Origin of the sequence: Anaerostipes hadrus ATCC 29173 = JCM 17467 (assembly GCF_030296915.1) — a bacterium.
GTDB classification, from domain to species: Bacteria; Bacillota; Clostridia; order Lachnospirales; family Lachnospiraceae; genus Anaerostipes; species Anaerostipes hadrus.
This window is the reverse complement of the sequence record NZ_AP028031.1, coordinates 1,760,120-1,775,976: the sequence shown is the minus strand read 5'-3', so window position 1 is coordinate 1,775,976 and position 15,857 is coordinate 1,760,120. Positions and strand designations below refer to the sequence as shown.

The 15,857-nt window shown below is 37.9% G+C and carries 13 protein-coding genes; 11 read left to right on the top strand and 2 right to left on the bottom strand.

Going from position 1 to position 15,857, the window contains the following annotated elements:
• Positions 1-30: 30 nt before the first annotated feature.
• The 3 genes from QUE18_RS08660 to QUE18_RS08650 are packed head-to-tail and all read left to right on the top strand — an operon-like array spanning position 31 to position 2,295.
• Positions 31-1,317 (top strand): adenylosuccinate synthase, encoded by a 1,287-nt coding sequence (locus QUE18_RS08660; protein WP_008392617.1) that lies wholly within the window; start codon positions 31-33, stop codon positions 1,315-1,317.
• 19 nt (positions 1,318-1,336) lie between these two features.
• A complete protein-coding gene (lepB, locus tag QUE18_RS08655; RefSeq protein WP_008392616.1) occupies positions 1,337-1,888 on the top strand; it encodes a signal peptidase I in 552 nt (183 codons plus the stop codon).
• Positions 1,889-1,917: 29 nt separating this feature from the next.
• Complete coding sequence (locus tag QUE18_RS08650) at positions 1,918-2,295, top strand: RidA family protein (protein WP_008392614.1); 378 nt, start codon at positions 1,918-1,920, stop codon at positions 2,293-2,295.
• A gap of 84 nt (positions 2,296-2,379) precedes the next feature.
• Here QUE18_RS08650 and QUE18_RS08645 read toward each other — a convergent pair whose 3' ends face one another.
• Entirely contained in the window at positions 2,380-3,465 is a 1,086-nt protein-coding gene (locus QUE18_RS08645; protein ID WP_009204492.1) for a pyridoxal phosphate-dependent aminotransferase, read from the bottom strand.
• Between the two features lie 155 nt (positions 3,466-3,620).
• Between QUE18_RS08645 and QUE18_RS08640 the strand changes: the two genes are divergently transcribed.
• The 6 genes from QUE18_RS08640 to QUE18_RS08615 are packed head-to-tail and all read left to right on the top strand — an operon-like array spanning position 3,621 to position 13,017.
• Positions 3,621-6,764, top strand: a complete 3,144-nt coding sequence (locus QUE18_RS08640; protein ID WP_009204493.1) for a DUF5717 family protein — start codon at positions 3,621-3,623, stop codon at positions 6,762-6,764.
• Between the two features lie 3 nt (positions 6,765-6,767).
• Positions 6,768-7,802, top strand: a complete 1,035-nt coding sequence (locus tag QUE18_RS08635) for a DUF5716 family protein (protein ID WP_008392611.1) — start codon at positions 6,768-6,770, stop codon at positions 7,800-7,802.
• The gene (locus tag QUE18_RS08630) at positions 7,795-8,595 is read left to right on the top strand and encodes a tetratricopeptide repeat protein (protein ID WP_009204494.1); all 801 of its coding nucleotides are present in this window, start codon (positions 7,795-7,797) and stop codon (positions 8,593-8,595) included. The genes QUE18_RS08635 and QUE18_RS08630 overlap by 8 nt, the downstream gene beginning before the upstream one ends.
• The gene (locus QUE18_RS08625) at positions 8,570-9,586 is read left to right on the top strand and encodes a hypothetical protein (protein WP_009204495.1); all 1,017 of its coding nucleotides are present in this window, start codon (positions 8,570-8,572) and stop codon (positions 9,584-9,586) included. Before QUE18_RS08630 ends, QUE18_RS08625 begins: the two co-directional genes overlap by 26 nt.
• A gap of 11 nt (positions 9,587-9,597) precedes the next feature.
• Positions 9,598-12,237, top strand: coding sequence for a valine--tRNA ligase (locus QUE18_RS08620; RefSeq protein ID WP_009204496.1), 2,640 nt, complete (start codon positions 9,598-9,600; stop codon positions 12,235-12,237).
• A gap of 36 nt (positions 12,238-12,273) precedes the next feature.
• A complete protein-coding gene (locus tag QUE18_RS08615; protein WP_009204497.1) occupies positions 12,274-13,017 on the top strand; it encodes a phosphatase in 744 nt (247 codons plus the stop codon).
• A 50-nt stretch (positions 13,018-13,067) separates the two neighbouring features.
• Here QUE18_RS08615 and QUE18_RS08610 read toward each other — a convergent pair whose 3' ends face one another.
• Positions 13,068-14,000 carry a ribonuclease H-like domain-containing protein gene (locus tag QUE18_RS08610; RefSeq protein ID WP_009204498.1) on the bottom strand — a complete coding sequence of 311 codons (933 nt, stop codon included), beginning with the start codon at positions 13,998-14,000 and terminating at the stop codon, positions 13,068-13,070.
• Positions 14,001-14,230: 230 nt separating this feature from the next.
• Here QUE18_RS08610 and ruvA point away from each other — a divergent pair, with 230 nt between their 5' ends.
• Together ruvA and ruvB are read left to right on the top strand one after the other, a co-directional pair.
• A complete protein-coding gene (ruvA, locus tag QUE18_RS08605; protein WP_009263937.1) occupies positions 14,231-14,836 on the top strand; it encodes a Holliday junction branch migration protein RuvA in 606 nt (201 codons plus the stop codon).
• A 13-nt stretch (positions 14,837-14,849) separates the two neighbouring features.
• Entirely contained in the window at positions 14,850-15,854 is a 1,005-nt protein-coding gene (gene ruvB / locus QUE18_RS08600; protein WP_008392602.1) for a Holliday junction branch migration DNA helicase RuvB, read from the top strand.
• Positions 15,855-15,857: the final 3 nt, after the last annotated feature.

The following is a 15,857-nucleotide window of genomic DNA, read 5'->3' as shown; positions in this document are numbered from 1 at the left end:
AGTAATTGATTTTATTAGGAGGATACACATATGGTAAAAGCAGTCGTTGGAGCCAATTGGGGAGACGAAGGAAAAGGTAAGATTACAGACATGTTGGGTGAAACATCCGATATTATCGTTCGTTTTCAGGGAGGAGCAAATGCAGGTCATACGATCATTAATGACTATGGTAAGTTTGCATTGCATACATTACCATCTGGGGTATTCTACAACCATACAACTAGTGTGATCGGTAATGGTGTGGCATTAAATATCCCTGTATTATTTAAAGAGATCGAAGGAATCGTAAGTCAGGGTGTTCCACAGCCAAAGATCTTAGTATCAGATCGTGCACAGATGGTCATGCCATATCATATTTTATTTGATCAGTATGAAGAAGAACGTTTAGGAAAGAATTCTTTTGGATCAACAAAATCTGGTATTGCACCATTTTATTCAGACAAATATGCAAAGATCGGTTTCCAGGTAAGCGAATTATTTGATGATGATTCTTTAAAAGAAAAGATCAAAGCAGTATGTGAAAAGAAGAATGTTTTATTAGAGCATTTATACCATAAACCACTTCTTGATCCAGATGAATTATACAATACATTAATGGAATACAAAGAGATGGTAGCACCATATGTATGTGATACATCTCTGTTCTTGCATGAAGCGATCAAAGAAGGAAAGAATATCTTATTAGAAGGACAGTTAGGATCATTAAAAGACCCTGATCACGGAATCTATCCAATGGTTACATCATCTTCTACATTAGCAGGATATGGTGCGATCGGAGCCGGAATCCCTCCATATGAGATCAAGAAAGTCGTTACAGTTGTAAAGGCATATTCAAGTGCTGTAGGAGCTGGAGCTTTCGTAAGTGAGATCTTTGGAGATGAAGCAGATGAACTTCGCCGCCGCGGTGGAGATGGAGGAGAATTTGGAGCAACTACAGGACGTCCAAGAAGAATGGGATGGTTTGATGTTGTAGCAACCAAATACGGATGCCGTATGCAGGGAACAACAGATGTTGCATTTACAGTATTAGACGTACTTGGATACTTAGATGAGATTCCTGTATGTGTTGGATACGAAATTGATGGAGAAGTAACAACAGATTTCCCAACAACAGGAAAACTTGAGAAAGCGAAACCAGTATTAGAAGTACTTCCAGGATGGAAATCTGATATCCGTGGAATCAAAAACTACGAAGATCTTCCAGAAAACTGCCGTAAGTACATCGAGTTCGTAGAAGAGAAGATAGGATATCCGATCACTTTGATATCTAACGGACCAGAAAGACATGATATCATCAGACGTGGTTTTGAGGATTAATTATTAAGGACAGATCAATATGAGCAAAGAAAATGCAGATAAAGAACAGAAGAGAAGTTTCAAGCGTGAGGCATTTAGCTGGATCGCATGTATTGTTGTAACGATTCTTCTGACAGAATTTATCTTGAATTTTGTAATTATCAATGCGAATATTCCAAGTGGTTCGATGGAGAATACGATCATGACGAATGATAAACTGATCGCTCTTCGAACATCCTATTGGTTTAACGATCCGAAACGTGGAGATATCATTATCTTCAAATATCCGGATGATGAGACAGAATGGTTTATTAAGCGTGTAATAGCACTTCCAGGAGAGACTGTGTTGGTAAAAGACGGTAAAGTATATATTAATGGAAGTAAGAAAGCACTCAGTGAGCCATATATCAAAGAAGAACCAGTAGAAGATTTTGGACCATATAAAGTACCAAAGAACGGGTATTTTGTGATGGGAGATAACAGAAATAATTCAAATGATGCCAGAGAATGGGAGACCCATTATGTTTCCAGAGATGAAGTCTTAGGAAAAGCATGGTTTAGGTATTACCCATCGATTAAAGTGATCAAGTAAATGACCAAAGAGAAAGGCAGGAAGATAAGATGGATACAAAGATCATCAATGCAGAGAATGCTCCAGCAGCAGTAGGACCATATTGTCATGCAGTAGAAGCAGGAGATTTCGTATTTACATCCGGACAGATCGGATTAGATCCACAGACACAGGAATTAAAAGAAGGTGTCGCAGCACAGACCAAACAGGTATTAGCGAACTTAGGTGCTGTATTAAAAGCATCAGATCTTACATTAGATAATGTTATCAAAACAACAGTGTTCTTAGCAGATATCAACGATTTTGCAGAAATCAATGAAATCTACGAAGAAGCATTTGGAGATAACAAACCAGCAAGATCTTGTGTACAGGCAGGAGCTCTACCAAAAGGAGCACTGATCGAGATTGAAGTTATCGCAGTAAAATAAATAGATGAGTTATAGAAATCCCTGAGAATGAGTTGTAAAAGATTCATTCTCAGGGATTTCTTGTTTTTATAAAAATATTTATGATCAGAGTGTCAATAAATTCAGCAAACGATCGTTATCTTCTTTCTTCTGAATACAGAATCGGATAAATTCACCGTCTAGTCCATGGAAACTTGCACAGTCACGGATCATCAGGCCAGACTTAATGCAACGTTCAAACATTTCAAAAGAAGTTGTGCCATCTAATAATTTTACAAGGATAAAGTTTGCATAAGCTGGATAAATCTTTAGGTTATCGCGTTTGGATAAAATATCAATGCAGCGTGTACGTTCAGATTGTATATAATCCTTTGTTGTTTGAATATAATCTGTATCCATAAACATAGCTTCTCCTGCAAGAGCAGCAAGTGTATTGATCGTCCAAGGATTTTTGATACTGTTCATACGTTCAAGGAAAGCAAGATTTCCACAGATTCCATATCCAAGTCGCAGTCCTGGAGCGCAGAAGAATTTGGAAGTTCCACGAAGTATCATGAAATTATCGAATTTTGTTGTTAGGGATACTGCAGAGATCGTATCAATATCAGGTGCAAATTCTACATAAGTTTCATCGATCATAACGAAGATATCATGTAATTTACAATGAGTTAGGATCTTTGTGATCTCTTCGGTATTCAAAGCGCTGGACGTCGGGTTGTTTGGGTTACAGATCGCAAGAAGATCAATATCATCGGTAAGCTTTGAAATCAGGTCATTAAGATCTAGTTTAAAATCAAGATCTTCTCTTAAAAAATATTCTTCTACATGTCCGCCAACCAGATCGATCTCTCTTGTATACTCAGAATAAGTTGGAGAAAGCAGCAAGGCATGTTTTGGACGTAACAGCTGCATGGTCAGACTGATCATCTCAGTTGCACCATTTCCAACAATGATATGTTCCATTGGGACATTGCAGTAAAGTGCAAGGGTGGAACGAAGCTCTTTATAATCACGGTCAGGATATTCGCTGATCGATTCAATATGAGAAGCCATACTTTTCTTTAACAAAGGAGAAATTCCGAGCGGATTGACATTTCCGGCAAAGGGAATGATATCTTCTTTTTTGATTCCATAATAAGCTTCTACTTTCTCAAGATCACTTCCGTGAAATTCTTGTTTTTTTTCTGACATGGTAATTCCTCTTTTCCTTTTCTATTGTGTCGAAATTTGGTATAATACATATTATGCGATAAGTACGCATGGGTGTACTTGAATTTGTATTTTTGATATTTACATCATAATTATACCCACAAAATCTTTTGGTTGGCAAGGAGCAGAATAAGATTATGTCAGAATCATTGGAAAATTTTACAAATATCGTGAAAGAAGATATAAAAGAGGCAAAAACACTCTTTTTTTCTGAAGCGTTTAAAGAAGAATATCTAAAAGATCGAAGAGAAGAAAAAGAGCTTTATCATCAGCTTTTGCTGGGGAGAAACAGGAATCAGATCTTGGAGGAATTTTTGCTGAGTTCAGGACAGAAAAAGCCGGTTCTCTTGAGTGCAGCAAAGACGATCTATCAGGCAACGATCATGAATCTTGATGAACCATTGGAGATAAAAGTCAAGAGAGAAGGATGGGGGTATCTGGTAGGGAGAATAAAAAGTGACGGAACTTTCCTGTCTCTTCACAAGAATACATTTCAGGCAGAGGATTTTGAAGATGGCACTCTGACGATCTATGCAGATATGAAAACAATTCCGAAGGATGGAGATATCGACCATCTGATCATTCAGACTGTTTATCAGACTCTGCAGATCGAGGTTGTCTATAAAGAACAGAAAAGTGAAAGAAAAAAAGAAGAAGAATTCCGTCAAAAGAAATTGATCGAATTATATGTGGATTTCTGTACAGGAAGGATTACAACAAGTCAGCTTTATGAGAGAGGAAATATGGTTCTTGATAAGATGCCGGATGATCCGGTTAAGAATCGTATTTATGATCTGATGAAACTGCATCTTTCTATTCTTGAAGGAAAAGGAGACTTAGAAGAAAAGATTCCAGAAGATGCATCGAAAGAGCCGCTTTTGATCGCGCAGGGCTATGTTTGGTATCTTCAGGCATTTTATGATAAGGAAGAAGAAACGATCATAAGATCAAGAGATGAGATTAAAGAACTCTATGATCAATGCGAAGATGGAAAAATCAAAGGATATCTGTTCTGGCTTTATATGAATCTAAGCGAAGAATTGATGAAGGATGCTAAACTTCGAATGGAACTGATCAAAGAATTATATCAGGAAGGATGTCAAAATCCGCTTTTGCAATTTGAAGGATGCTGTATTTTAGGCGAAGATGAGCAGCTGTTGGATGAGATAGATTCTTATGAATTATGGGTGCTTGAATTTGGTGCAGAGGAGAAGATCCTGAATTCCAAACTCATTGGAAGGATTTGTTTTTTGATTTCAAGAAACAAGGTGTTTTCCGAAGAAGTCCTTTGGTTGTTCCTTTGTATTTATAAAGAATACCGTCAGAGTGATGTGCTGCAGGGAATCTGCGCACTGATGATCCAAGGCAATTGTATGGACGAGGACTGTCATCCTTATTATGAGGAAGCACTTCAAAGAGGAGTACAGCTCATTGGCTTGCAGGAAGCTTTTTTAAGAACAATCCCGAAGGGACAATATCCATTGCTCCCAGAAGAGATCTTAAGATATTTTACGTATAGTAAGAGTCTTGGAAAAGAAGATCAAAGCCGTCTGTTTGCAAATGTTGTACAGAACAGAAGAAAATACCATAAGGTGTTTGCAAATTATGAAGAATTGATCAGAGCTTTTTTAAGAGAAGAATTAAGAAGAGGTCAGATCAATGAAGATCTGATCTTATTATACCGGTATTATTTTGAAGAATTGCTGGAAGATGAGAGATCAAGGCAGGATTTAGGTAATATTATTTTTGTCAGACAGTTGATCTGTGACAATGAATTTATCCAGAAAGCGGAGATTAGTCAGAGATGGAAGAAGAATCTGGATGTTTGTTACTTAAGAGAAGAAAAGATCTATGTAGAGATTTTTGACGAACATGCATCATTTGTGTTTTTTGACAGTGAGGAAAACAGATACATTGGATCAGTGGCTTATCAGTTAAAACCAATCTGGACGAAGGAGCAGATCCAGGCATATTGTGAGGCAGCAGACGGAACGAATGAGCATTTTGTCCTATATAAAGGTGCAGCTTTTGAAAGAAAACAACAATTAGAAGACGAAGACTTCCCAGTTGTGTTATCTGCATTAAAGAGTAGAGCACTGGATGAAGACTATGAACAGCAGTTATTTGAAAAAGTGTTGGATTATTACTGGGAACATGAGATGTCTGAAGAATTGAAACGTGCACTTTCTTATGTGGAATGGAAGAGCTTAAAAGACGGAAACAGAATTCATATGATTTGCTATTTCATAGCAGGGGAATTGTATAATGAGGCTTTGAAAGGAATCGAACAATACGGATATCAGTTTTTGGATAAGCAGCAATTGTGTACGATCTGCTTATATGCACTGACAACATTAAGTACCAGACGCTCAGAACTGTTGGTTGAGATGTGTGAATATGCATTCTCCAGGGGAGAGGAAAACAGTGAGATCGTTGCATATCTGCAAAGATATTTCCACGGAACCAAGGAAGAGATGCTGGCAATATTTGAAGCAGGAAACAAAGGTGGTATGTATGACCGCATTTTTGTGGAAAGTGTGTTAAAAGCCTGTATCGCAGATGGTGTGGATGGAACAGAATTTAAGGTATTTTCTACTTATATTCAGCAGGTACAGACAGATACGGCATTGATTGATGCGATGTTAGTAGAATATGTGAATTTTGCATATGAACAAGATCAGATACTTCCAGAGGAATTTTATGAACTGATCGGAAAGAAGATCGACATCGGAAAGATGGACTGGATGTATCAGCAGCTCTATCTTGATTATTATAAAGATAAAAAAGAGAATTTAAGTGACAGATGTAAAGGACGCATCGAGAAGATCAAAGATCATCAGGTGGTTCAGACGGATCATGTTCTTCCAGTGTTGTTCCAATATCTGGATGTGATAAAACTTCCAAAGTATCTTTGTGCCAGAACATTTATAGAATTTCGTGCAAAGAGTGGGCAGACAGTGATATTCCATTTTATGGATGGGACAAGTACAGTATGGAAAGAGGAAGTGATGAAAGAGCTGCTTCCTGGATATTATGTATTCTCAGCTTCTATATTTGATCATGAATTAAATGACCATTATGTAACCATAGAAGGAGAAGAAAGAAGATATCGTGACCAGGTGGTCGTGACAGATCATTTGAAGTACTGCAAGGGAAGCCGCTTTTATGAACTAAATGAACTGATCCGGCATCAGCAGGATGAAAAACTCCAGATGATGATGGAGGAATATGCAGCAAAGACAATGATGGTGCAATTTATAAAACCAATGACAGAGGAATAAGATATGCAGACGGCAATACATTTTGAAGGAGATCTGGCATATATTTGTGTGTCAGATCAAGGAGAGATTAAGGAAGAAGAACCTGTCACTTATGGCAGATCCAGAGTGGAATTTGTCATTTCGACAGCACAGGCACAAAAGGAAGGAACGATTGGAGTTGTTCTTGATGAAGCAGCGCCGCAGATCGTACAACAAGCAGAAGAACAGTGTATCCGTGCAGGAATCACAAAAGAAAGGGTAAGATTTTTTACCAAAGAAGAAGCAGCGTTGGGAGTTGTTGGATTCCGTGGAGATAATCTGTTGCGTGGAAATTCAGTGATTTTTGATTATACCAAGAAACGATTTATCTGCTATGAGATCCGCAAGACAAAAGATCGTGTTTTAGTTGACAGCAGGGATTATACGGAACAGATCAAGGATGCGGTGGCGAATGAAGAGAAAGATATCGCATTCTTACAGATCATCAAACAGGCACTGGTAAGAGGTGTGACGGCTACAGTTTATCTTTGTGGAGAGGGCTTTGAAGGAAGCTGGTTTAAACAGTCTACGAAAGCATTGTGCCTTGGAAGAAGAGTATTTATGAGCAAACATTTGTTTGCATGTGGAGCAGTGTATTTATGTGAAAATGATAAACATGTTTCCAGAGATGAGGTTGTGTTTGCACAAAATGTTACGATCAGTCAGATCGGGCTGGTCGTGCATCACCATGGAAGAGATATGTTCTGTCCTTTGATCATGGATGGAAAGCCATGGAAAGAAAGCCGTGGAGAGATTGAAATTTTTGTATCAGGAGTGAATGGATTGATCTTTGAAGTCAGAAATCGTTCTGGAATCAAGAAAGCTTCGATCTGTATGTCATTAGACGGAATGAAGAAAGATCCAAATCTTGTATATAAATTAAGAATTCAGGGAGAATACATCAAAGCAGATCAGTGTAAGATCAAGATCACAGATCTTGGGTTTGGACAGATTCGCCAGGCAAGCTATCAGACGTGGCAGCAGGTCATACAGCTGGAAAGAGGTGATTATCATGAGTAAGATCGTTTTGTGTGAGACAAAACCAGCGAAAGTTCCATATAAGATCGCAAAGATTGGGAGAAGCTTTCAAAGTTATGAGGAATTTTGCTGGCTGTTAGAACATTACTTGATATTTTTCTTGACAGAAGGTTTTGAATATCCATTAAAAAATTATTTAAAAGAGCAGCTGGATATTGTGATCAAGAGTGATGATGTGGTACAGCAAGTCAAGGAAGTGATAAATTACTATAATTACTTTACTTCAGATGAGAAAATCCAGTTTCAGCAAAAATTACGCACAACTTATCTTTATTCTGCTGCAAAGAAGCAAAAACTTCTGGCAGATATGTATTTAAAGCATCAATTGTATGTAAGAGCATTGATTGCTTACCAGAAACTTGAAACAGTTTCAGGGAAATTAAATGCTGCGGAACAGATTCAGGTACTATATCATATGGGATTATGCCAAAGCCGGATGTTTTGTTTTGAAGAGGCAAAAGAATCTTTTGCAATGGCATTAAGGATCAAAGAAGATAAACAGATACAGGAAGCGTATTTTACAGCAGCATATCTGGCAGGAGATGAGGAAGCATTTTTGGAAGCAGGAAGAAGGATTTCTTTTGATGAAGATCAATGTAAGATGATCTATCAGAACATAAAAGAAAGAGAAAAAGAAGTTTTTCAAAAAGAAGAGTTTGATAAACTTGGTAAAATAGATTATCATAGAAAGAAGGCAGACGAAAATATAACCCGCCGCCTGATTAAGACAACTTTAGGGAAGTGGAAAGATGAATACAAAGCGCAGACTATCTGATGACCTGTCGAATGATAGTGAGATCTTAAGTGAAAAACGATTTGTAAAACTTTATAAAGAAGAGTTAGAAAGCATTGAGAAACAGATCCATGATCTTAAGAAACTTGATCAGAAAGATTTTGATATAAAACCAGAGGTAGAGGACAAAGCAAGACTTTATTATCGGACATTTGCAAGAGAATTTTATGATGTTTGTGAAGGAAGAGTCAGTGATGAAGAGTTTTTTGATCTTTGGGAACGCGAAGAAGAATTAAAGGCAGGACTCAATTCGATCAATTCTCTGGAAGGAGAACAAAAACAGTTAGAGAAGGAACTTGTGCATGCGAATGAAGATGAGACCATGATGAATGGGAAGATCAAGGCAGCACAGGAGAAGAGAAGAAATAAAAAGGCACTGTTTATTTCATTTCTTTGCATGGCAGCAGTGGTATGCGGAGTGAGTGCTGGATATTTATATCATTTTGAAATGAATGCCAAAGATTATCTGTGGCAGTTGAGTGCAGGAGCAGTGATCATATTATTGCTTCTTGTGATTTTATTTCAGTCACAGAGGAAAGCTGGTGATCAGCTGAAATTATTAGAGATGATGGTCACACACAAGAGTCATACTGGAAAGCGGTTAGAAGATGATAAAAGAGAGATTGGCAATGATCTTAAGTTTTATTATGAGAAATTTGAAAAAGTATTTTCATATATTTCACCGGAACAGTGGAAATTATTTGATTTTTGTGGTAAAGTGTCAGCCAGATTAAGATTTAGCGATGCGATCCTTGAGGCATCCAATGATCTGGAACGATTATTAGAAAAGAACCAGTGGGATAATCCAGGAATCTGGATGTATCATCCAAAGGTTTTATATGATCTGATCAAACGAAAGGATTACCTGAATACATTGAATGATAGAAAAGATATATGCAATCAGGAATTGATCCGGCATGAGCAGATTTTAGAAGGAATCGGTGAACAAGCAGATTCTGAAACTATAGAGTAAGGAGTTTAGAGATGAAGAAAGAATTAGAAACAACGTATGATCCAGGTGCGATTGAAGAACGCCTGTATCAGAAATGGCTGGATAACAAGTATTTCCATGCAGAAGTAGATGAGACAAAACAACCATATACGATCGTGATTCCACCTCCAAATATCACAGGAAAGCTTCATATGGGACATGCGTTAGATGAGACACTTCAGGATATCCTGATCCGTTTTAAGAAGATGCAGGGATACAATGCATTATGGATACCAGGAACAGACCATGCAAGTATTGCGACAGAAGTAAAGATCATCAATGCACTGAAAGAAGAAGGAATCGAGAAGGAAGATCTTGGAAGAGAGGAGTTCTTAGAACGTGCTTGGGATTGGAAAGAAGAATATGGTGGAACGATCATCGAACAGATGAAGAAACTTGGATCTTCCTGTGACTGGGATCGTGAGAGATTCACAATGGATGAAGGGTGTTCCGAAGCAGTCAAAGAAGTTTTCATCAAATTATATGAAAAAGGTTATATCTACCGTGGATCAAGAATCATCAACTGGTGTCCAGTCTGCCAGACATCTATCTCTGATGCGGAAGTAGAATACGAAGATCAGGCAGGACATTTCTGGCATATTAAGTACCCAGTGGTTGGAAGCGAAGGTGAATATGTAGAGATCGCAACAACACGTCCAGAGACATTATTAGGAGATTCTGCAGTTGCAGTTCATCCAGATGATGAAAGATATACACATTTAGTTGGTAAGATGTTAGAATTGCCATTATGCAATCGTCAGATTCCAGTTGTAGCAGATGAATATGTAGACCGTGAGTTTGGAACAGGTGCCGTTAAGATCACACCAGCACATGATCCAAATGACTTTGAAGTTGGGAAACGCCACGATCTGCCAGAAATCAATATCTTAAATGACGATGCAACGATCAACAAGAATGGTGGTAAATACGAAGGTATGGATCGCTATGAAGCAAGGAAGGCCATTGTTGCTGACTTGGAAGAACAGGGATATTTAGTTAAGATCAAAGAACATGAACATAACGTAGGAACACATGACCGCTGCGGAACAACGGTTGAGCCTATGATCAAGCCACAGTGGTTTGTGAAGATGGAAGAACTCGCAAAACCAGCGATCGAAGCTGTGAAGAACGGAGATCTGAAATTCGTACCAGAACGTTATACAAAGACATATCTTCATTGGTTAGAGAACATCCGTGACTGGTGTATTTCCAGACAGTTATGGTGGGGACACAGAATTCCAGCATATTATTGTGATGAATGTGGAGAAGTTGTCGTAGCAAGAGAAACACCGGAAGTATGTCCTAAGTGTGGATGCAAGCATTTCACACAGGATGAAGATACATTGGATACATGGTTCAGTTCTGCATTGTGGCCTTTCTCAACACTCGGATGGCCAGAGAAGACAAAAGAATTAGATTACTTCTATCCTACAAATACACTGGTAACAGGATATGATATCATCTTCTTCTGGGTAGTCAGAATGGTATTCTCAGGATACGAACAGACAGGAAAGAGTCCATTTGACACAGTACTGATCCATGGATTAGTTCGTGATGAACAGGGACGTAAGATGAGTAAATCCCTTGGAAATGGTATCAATCCATTGGATGTCATTGCACAGTATGGTGCAGATGCCTTAAGATTTACACTGATCACAGGAAATGCCCCTGGAAATGATATGCGTTACACAGAAAAACGTGTCATTGCAAGCCGTAACTTTGCAAACAAGATCTGGAATGCATCTCGTTTCATTATGATGAACTTAGAGCAGGCTGATTTCTCTGATGTTACATTAGAAGATCTTACAAGTGCAGACAAATGGATCTTATCTAAGTTAAATACACTTGCCAAAGATGTTACAGACAACATGGAGAAATACGAACTTGGTATCGCAGTTCAGAAACTAAACGACTTCTTATGGGAAGAATTCTGTGACTGGTATATTGAGATGGTAAAACCTCGTCTGTACAATGATGAAGATCAGACAAAGGCAGCAGCACTTTGGACATTAAATACAGTTTTAACAGAAGCATTAAAACTGTTACATCCATATATGCCATTTATCACAGAAGAGATTTATTGTAATTTAACAGATGAAGAATCTATTATGTTAGCAAAATGGCCAGAGTTCAAAGAAGAATGGAACTTCAAGGCTGATGAGAAGGCTGTAGAGACGATCAAAGAAGCAGTCAGAGGAATCCGTAATGTTCGTGCAGAGATGAACGTATCACCAAAGAAAAAAGCACAGGTTTACGTGGTATCTGAAGATGCGGAGATCAGAGATATTTTTGAACAAGGGAAAGTTTTCTTTGCTACACTTGGATATGCAAGTGAAGTTATCATTCAGGACAACAAAGACGGAATCGGAGACGATGCAGTATCAAGTGTGATCGCAGGAGCTGTGATCTACATGCCATTTGCAGAATTAGTTGACATTGCAAAAGAGAAAGAACGTCTTGCAAAAGAAGAAAAACGTTTAAATGGCGAGATCAAACGTTGCGAAGGAATGCTTGGAAATGAAAGATTCGTAAGTAAAGCGCCTGAAGCGAAAGTTCAGGAAGAAAAAGACAAACTTGCCAAATATCAGCAGATGTTAGAACAGGTCAAAGAACAGATCGCAAGAATTTCATAAAGATCAGAAGTGGATGATAAAACGAGGTTTTGAAAAATGGAATTTACATTAGATTTACACACACATACAGTAGCCAGTGGACATGCGTATTCAACAGTACAGGAGATGGCAAAAGCAGCGGCAGATAAAGGATTGAAACTTTTAGGAATCACAGAACATGCACAAGGAATTCCTGGAACATGCGATGAGATTTATTTCCATAATATGCGTATTATTCCAAGGAAGATGTACGGGATCGATCTGATGTTTGGCTCTGAGATCAACATTATCGATCATGATGGAACTTTAAGTATGGAAGAGAAAATTATTGAGAAGACATTGGATATCCGGATTGCGGGAATCCATCTTCCATGTTATGAAGTTGGAACCGTCACGCAAAATACGAATGCCTATGTAAAAGCGATCGAGAATCCAATGATCGATATTATCAGTCATCCAGATGACAGCAGAATACCGATTGATTATGAAACGATCGTAGATGCGGCAAAAGAAAATCATACACTGCTAGAGATAAATAACAGTTCCTTGGATTCTTTGTCATCAAGAGTTGGAGCATGGCAGAATCTGCAGATCATGCTTCAGATGTGTGAAGAGAAGAAAGTGCCGGTAGTCGCAGGGACAGATGCACATTTTTCAAGCGCGGTTGGCGTGTTTGATCATGTGGAAGTCTTATTACAAGAGATGAATTTCCCAGAAGAACTAGTAGTGAATCGCTCTGTAGATGTGTTAAAACAAGAAATTTTACAACATCGTGAAATCCGAAAGATCGGAAGAGATTAAAAATAGAAACATCCATCGAGAATTAAAGTTCAGATGGATGTTTTTTTACTTTATTTTTCAGATAAAATGTAATAAATAATGTCAGCACAATAATTGGTAACATCAGTTTTTGCAGATAAGAAGCTATCTCCTGGAGTAAATTTTGAATAACAATTGTTTTTATCGGCACGAATGATACTCGTAGTATCCACAAATGACTTCATACTTTTATGGATCACAAGATCTTCCATAGGGAGGTAATAATAATTTTTATAATCTTTGAGGTAATGTTTTAGATGACCATTTTCCAAAGGACATGTAAGTATAGCATTTGAATGATCAAGAGTCAGAGATATGCCAGACTTTTCGTAATTGCAGCTGACAGGAATCTGTATATCAAGATTCAGATGAGCAACAAAATGATCATTTTCAATAAAATAGGATGATAAAGTAAATTCTTTATCAAGCAATGCGGGATAAGACATCAACGAATAAATTTTATGTAGACCGATAAGATCTTCGTGGTTATGTAAAAGTAGCGATTCTTTATTCTTGATCTCTCCATTCTCAAGATAATCCTGATAAGTTTTGATAAGTTTTTTTCCAGAAAGTTTGTCGGTTCGTTGAATTCCTAAATATTCTTCCAGATTCTTCTGCCGGAAATTCTTTAATCCCCACAGATTTTTATAAGGTTTTAAAATTTGATAAAGATCAAGATGTTCATACTGATCAAATGATGCATTGATCTTAAACTCCTTGATCTTCGATGTCAAAAAAGGAAGATCAAAAGTTTTGCCATTAAATGTAATCAGTGTATTATAAGGTTGGATAAATGCAAGAAAATCAGTTAAGATCTGTTTCTGAGATAGTCCGTCTTCATTAAACCATTGTGTTACATTTCCATCCATATCACAGCATCCGATCACAGTAATCGCTGAGATATCAGCACTCAATCCAGTTGTTTCTATATCAAAAAATAAAGATTGTTGTATGTTATGTTCCATAAAAATCCTTTCTGTGAACAAGAATCATATCCACAGATTTATTATATCGGCTTTTGATCGGATTTGCAATGAATGGAAAACCAGAGTATGACACTCCATCATATGATCATTTAAGATAAGAACATATGTACGGATTATTTGTGAATTCTGATCCAATAGACTGGACTGTTAAGACATGATAAGGTATAATACGAAACGAATGGAAAAAGACAGAATAAGGAGAAACCAAATTGATTTCATATATAAAAGGAATACTAGAAGATATGTCACCAGGGATGGTGGTTGTGGACAATCATGGGATTGGGTACCAGATGATGGTTCCGATGAGAGGAGAATCTTTTCCTAAGATCGGACAAGAAATCAAGATCTATACCCATATGCATGTAAGAGAAGATGATGTCAGTTTATTTGGCTTTTTATCAAAAGAAGAGAAAGAAGCATTTGAACTTCTGATCGGAGTCAATGGGATCGGACCGAAGGTAGGATTGTCTGTATTATCAACGCTGTCCGTTTATGAACTTAAGATGGCAGTGATCAGTGAAGACGTCAAGACAATTTCTAAGACCCCGGGACTTGGACCTAAGGGAGCGAAGAAATTGATCTTAGAATTAAAAGATAAGTTAAGCTTTGAAGAATTAGAAGAAGATGGTGTGGGAGCAGAGATCTTTGATACATCTGCAGACAGCAGTGATTCTGTGATGATCACGATCGAAGGATTAGTAAGTCTTGGATATTCAAAAAGTGAAGCAGCGATCGCAGTTAACAAGGTAGAAGATGCGAAAGATCTCACCCCAGAAGAACTTCTTAAAAAAGCATTGAAGAATATTATGATATAGATAGAGGGTAATTATGCAAAACAGAATGATTTCCACAGAACTTGTGGAAGAAGATATCAAAATTGAAAATCATCTGCGCCCACAAATGTTAAGTGATTACATTGGACAGGAAAAAGTCAAAGAGAATTTAAAAATTTTTATTGAGGCAGCCAAAAGTCGAGGAGAATCTTTAGATCATGTACTGTTTTACGGTCCCCCGGGATTAGGAAAGACAACACTTGCAGGGATCGTAGCAAATGAAATGGGTGTACATTTGAAAGTAACAAGTGGACCAGCGATCGAGAAACCAGGAGAAATCGCGGCAATTCTTAATAATCTGCAGGAAGGAGATGTCTTATTTATTGATGAGATTCACCGTTTAAATCGACAGGTAGAAGAAGTTCTGTATCCAGCAATGGAAGACTATGCCATTGATATATTAGTAGGAAAAGGACAGGCTGCGAGATCGATCCGGCTGGAACTGCCAAGATTTACATTAGTCGGGGCAACGACAAGAGCTGGAATGTTAACAGCACCGTTAAGAGATCGATTTGGAGTTGTAAACCGCTTGAATTTCTATAACAGTGAAGAGTTACAGACGATCATTGAACGGTCTGCAGAAGTCTTAGAGATTGGGATTGATCCAGAGGGTGCATTAGAGATTGCAAGAAGATCCAGAGGGACACCAAGACTTGCCAATCGTTTATTGAAACGTGTGCGAGATTTTGCACAGGTAAAATACGATGGACAGATCACATTAGAGATTGCAAGAGATGCACTGAATCATTTAGAAGTTGATACGATCGGGCTGGATCAGACAGATAGAAATTTATTAAAGACGATGATGGAGACATTTGAAGGAAGACCAGTCGGACTTGATACATTAGCAGCAGCGATCGGAGAAGATTCAGGAACGATCGAAGATGTGTATGAGCCATATCTGATCCAGAACGGATTGATTCAGAGAACACCAAGAGGAAGAGTTGTAACAAGAAGTGCATATGAGCATTTTCATTTACCAATACCAGAGGATAGATAACAG

Coding starts and splice junctions, on each gene's coding strand:
- QUE18_RS08660 (WP_008392617.1), top strand. CDS start 31: ATGGTAAAAGCAGTCGTTGGAGCCAATTGGGGAGACGAAGGAAAAGGT.
- lepB (WP_008392616.1), top strand. CDS start 1,337: ATGAGCAAAGAAAATGCAGATAAAGAACAGAAGAGAAGTTTCAAGCGT.
- QUE18_RS08650 (WP_008392614.1), top strand. CDS start 1,918: ATGGATACAAAGATCATCAATGCAGAGAATGCTCCAGCAGCAGTAGGA.
- QUE18_RS08645 (WP_009204492.1), bottom strand. CDS start 3,465: ATGTCAGAAAAAAAACAAGAATTTCACGGAAGTGATCTTGAGAAAGTA.
- QUE18_RS08640 (WP_009204493.1), top strand. CDS start 3,621: ATGTCAGAATCATTGGAAAATTTTACAAATATCGTGAAAGAAGATATA.
- QUE18_RS08635 (WP_008392611.1), top strand. CDS start 6,768: ATGCAGACGGCAATACATTTTGAAGGAGATCTGGCATATATTTGTGTG.
- QUE18_RS08630 (WP_009204494.1), top strand. CDS start 7,795: ATGAGTAAGATCGTTTTGTGTGAGACAAAACCAGCGAAAGTTCCATAT.
- QUE18_RS08625 (WP_009204495.1), top strand. CDS start 8,570: ATGAATACAAAGCGCAGACTATCTGATGACCTGTCGAATGATAGTGAG.
- QUE18_RS08620 (WP_009204496.1), top strand. CDS start 9,598: ATGAAGAAAGAATTAGAAACAACGTATGATCCAGGTGCGATTGAAGAA.
- QUE18_RS08615 (WP_009204497.1), top strand. CDS start 12,274: ATGGAATTTACATTAGATTTACACACACATACAGTAGCCAGTGGACAT.
- QUE18_RS08610 (WP_009204498.1), bottom strand. CDS start 14,000: ATGGAACATAACATACAACAATCTTTATTTTTTGATATAGAAACAACT.
- ruvB (WP_008392602.1), top strand. CDS start 14,850: ATGCAAAACAGAATGATTTCCACAGAACTTGTGGAAGAAGATATCAAA.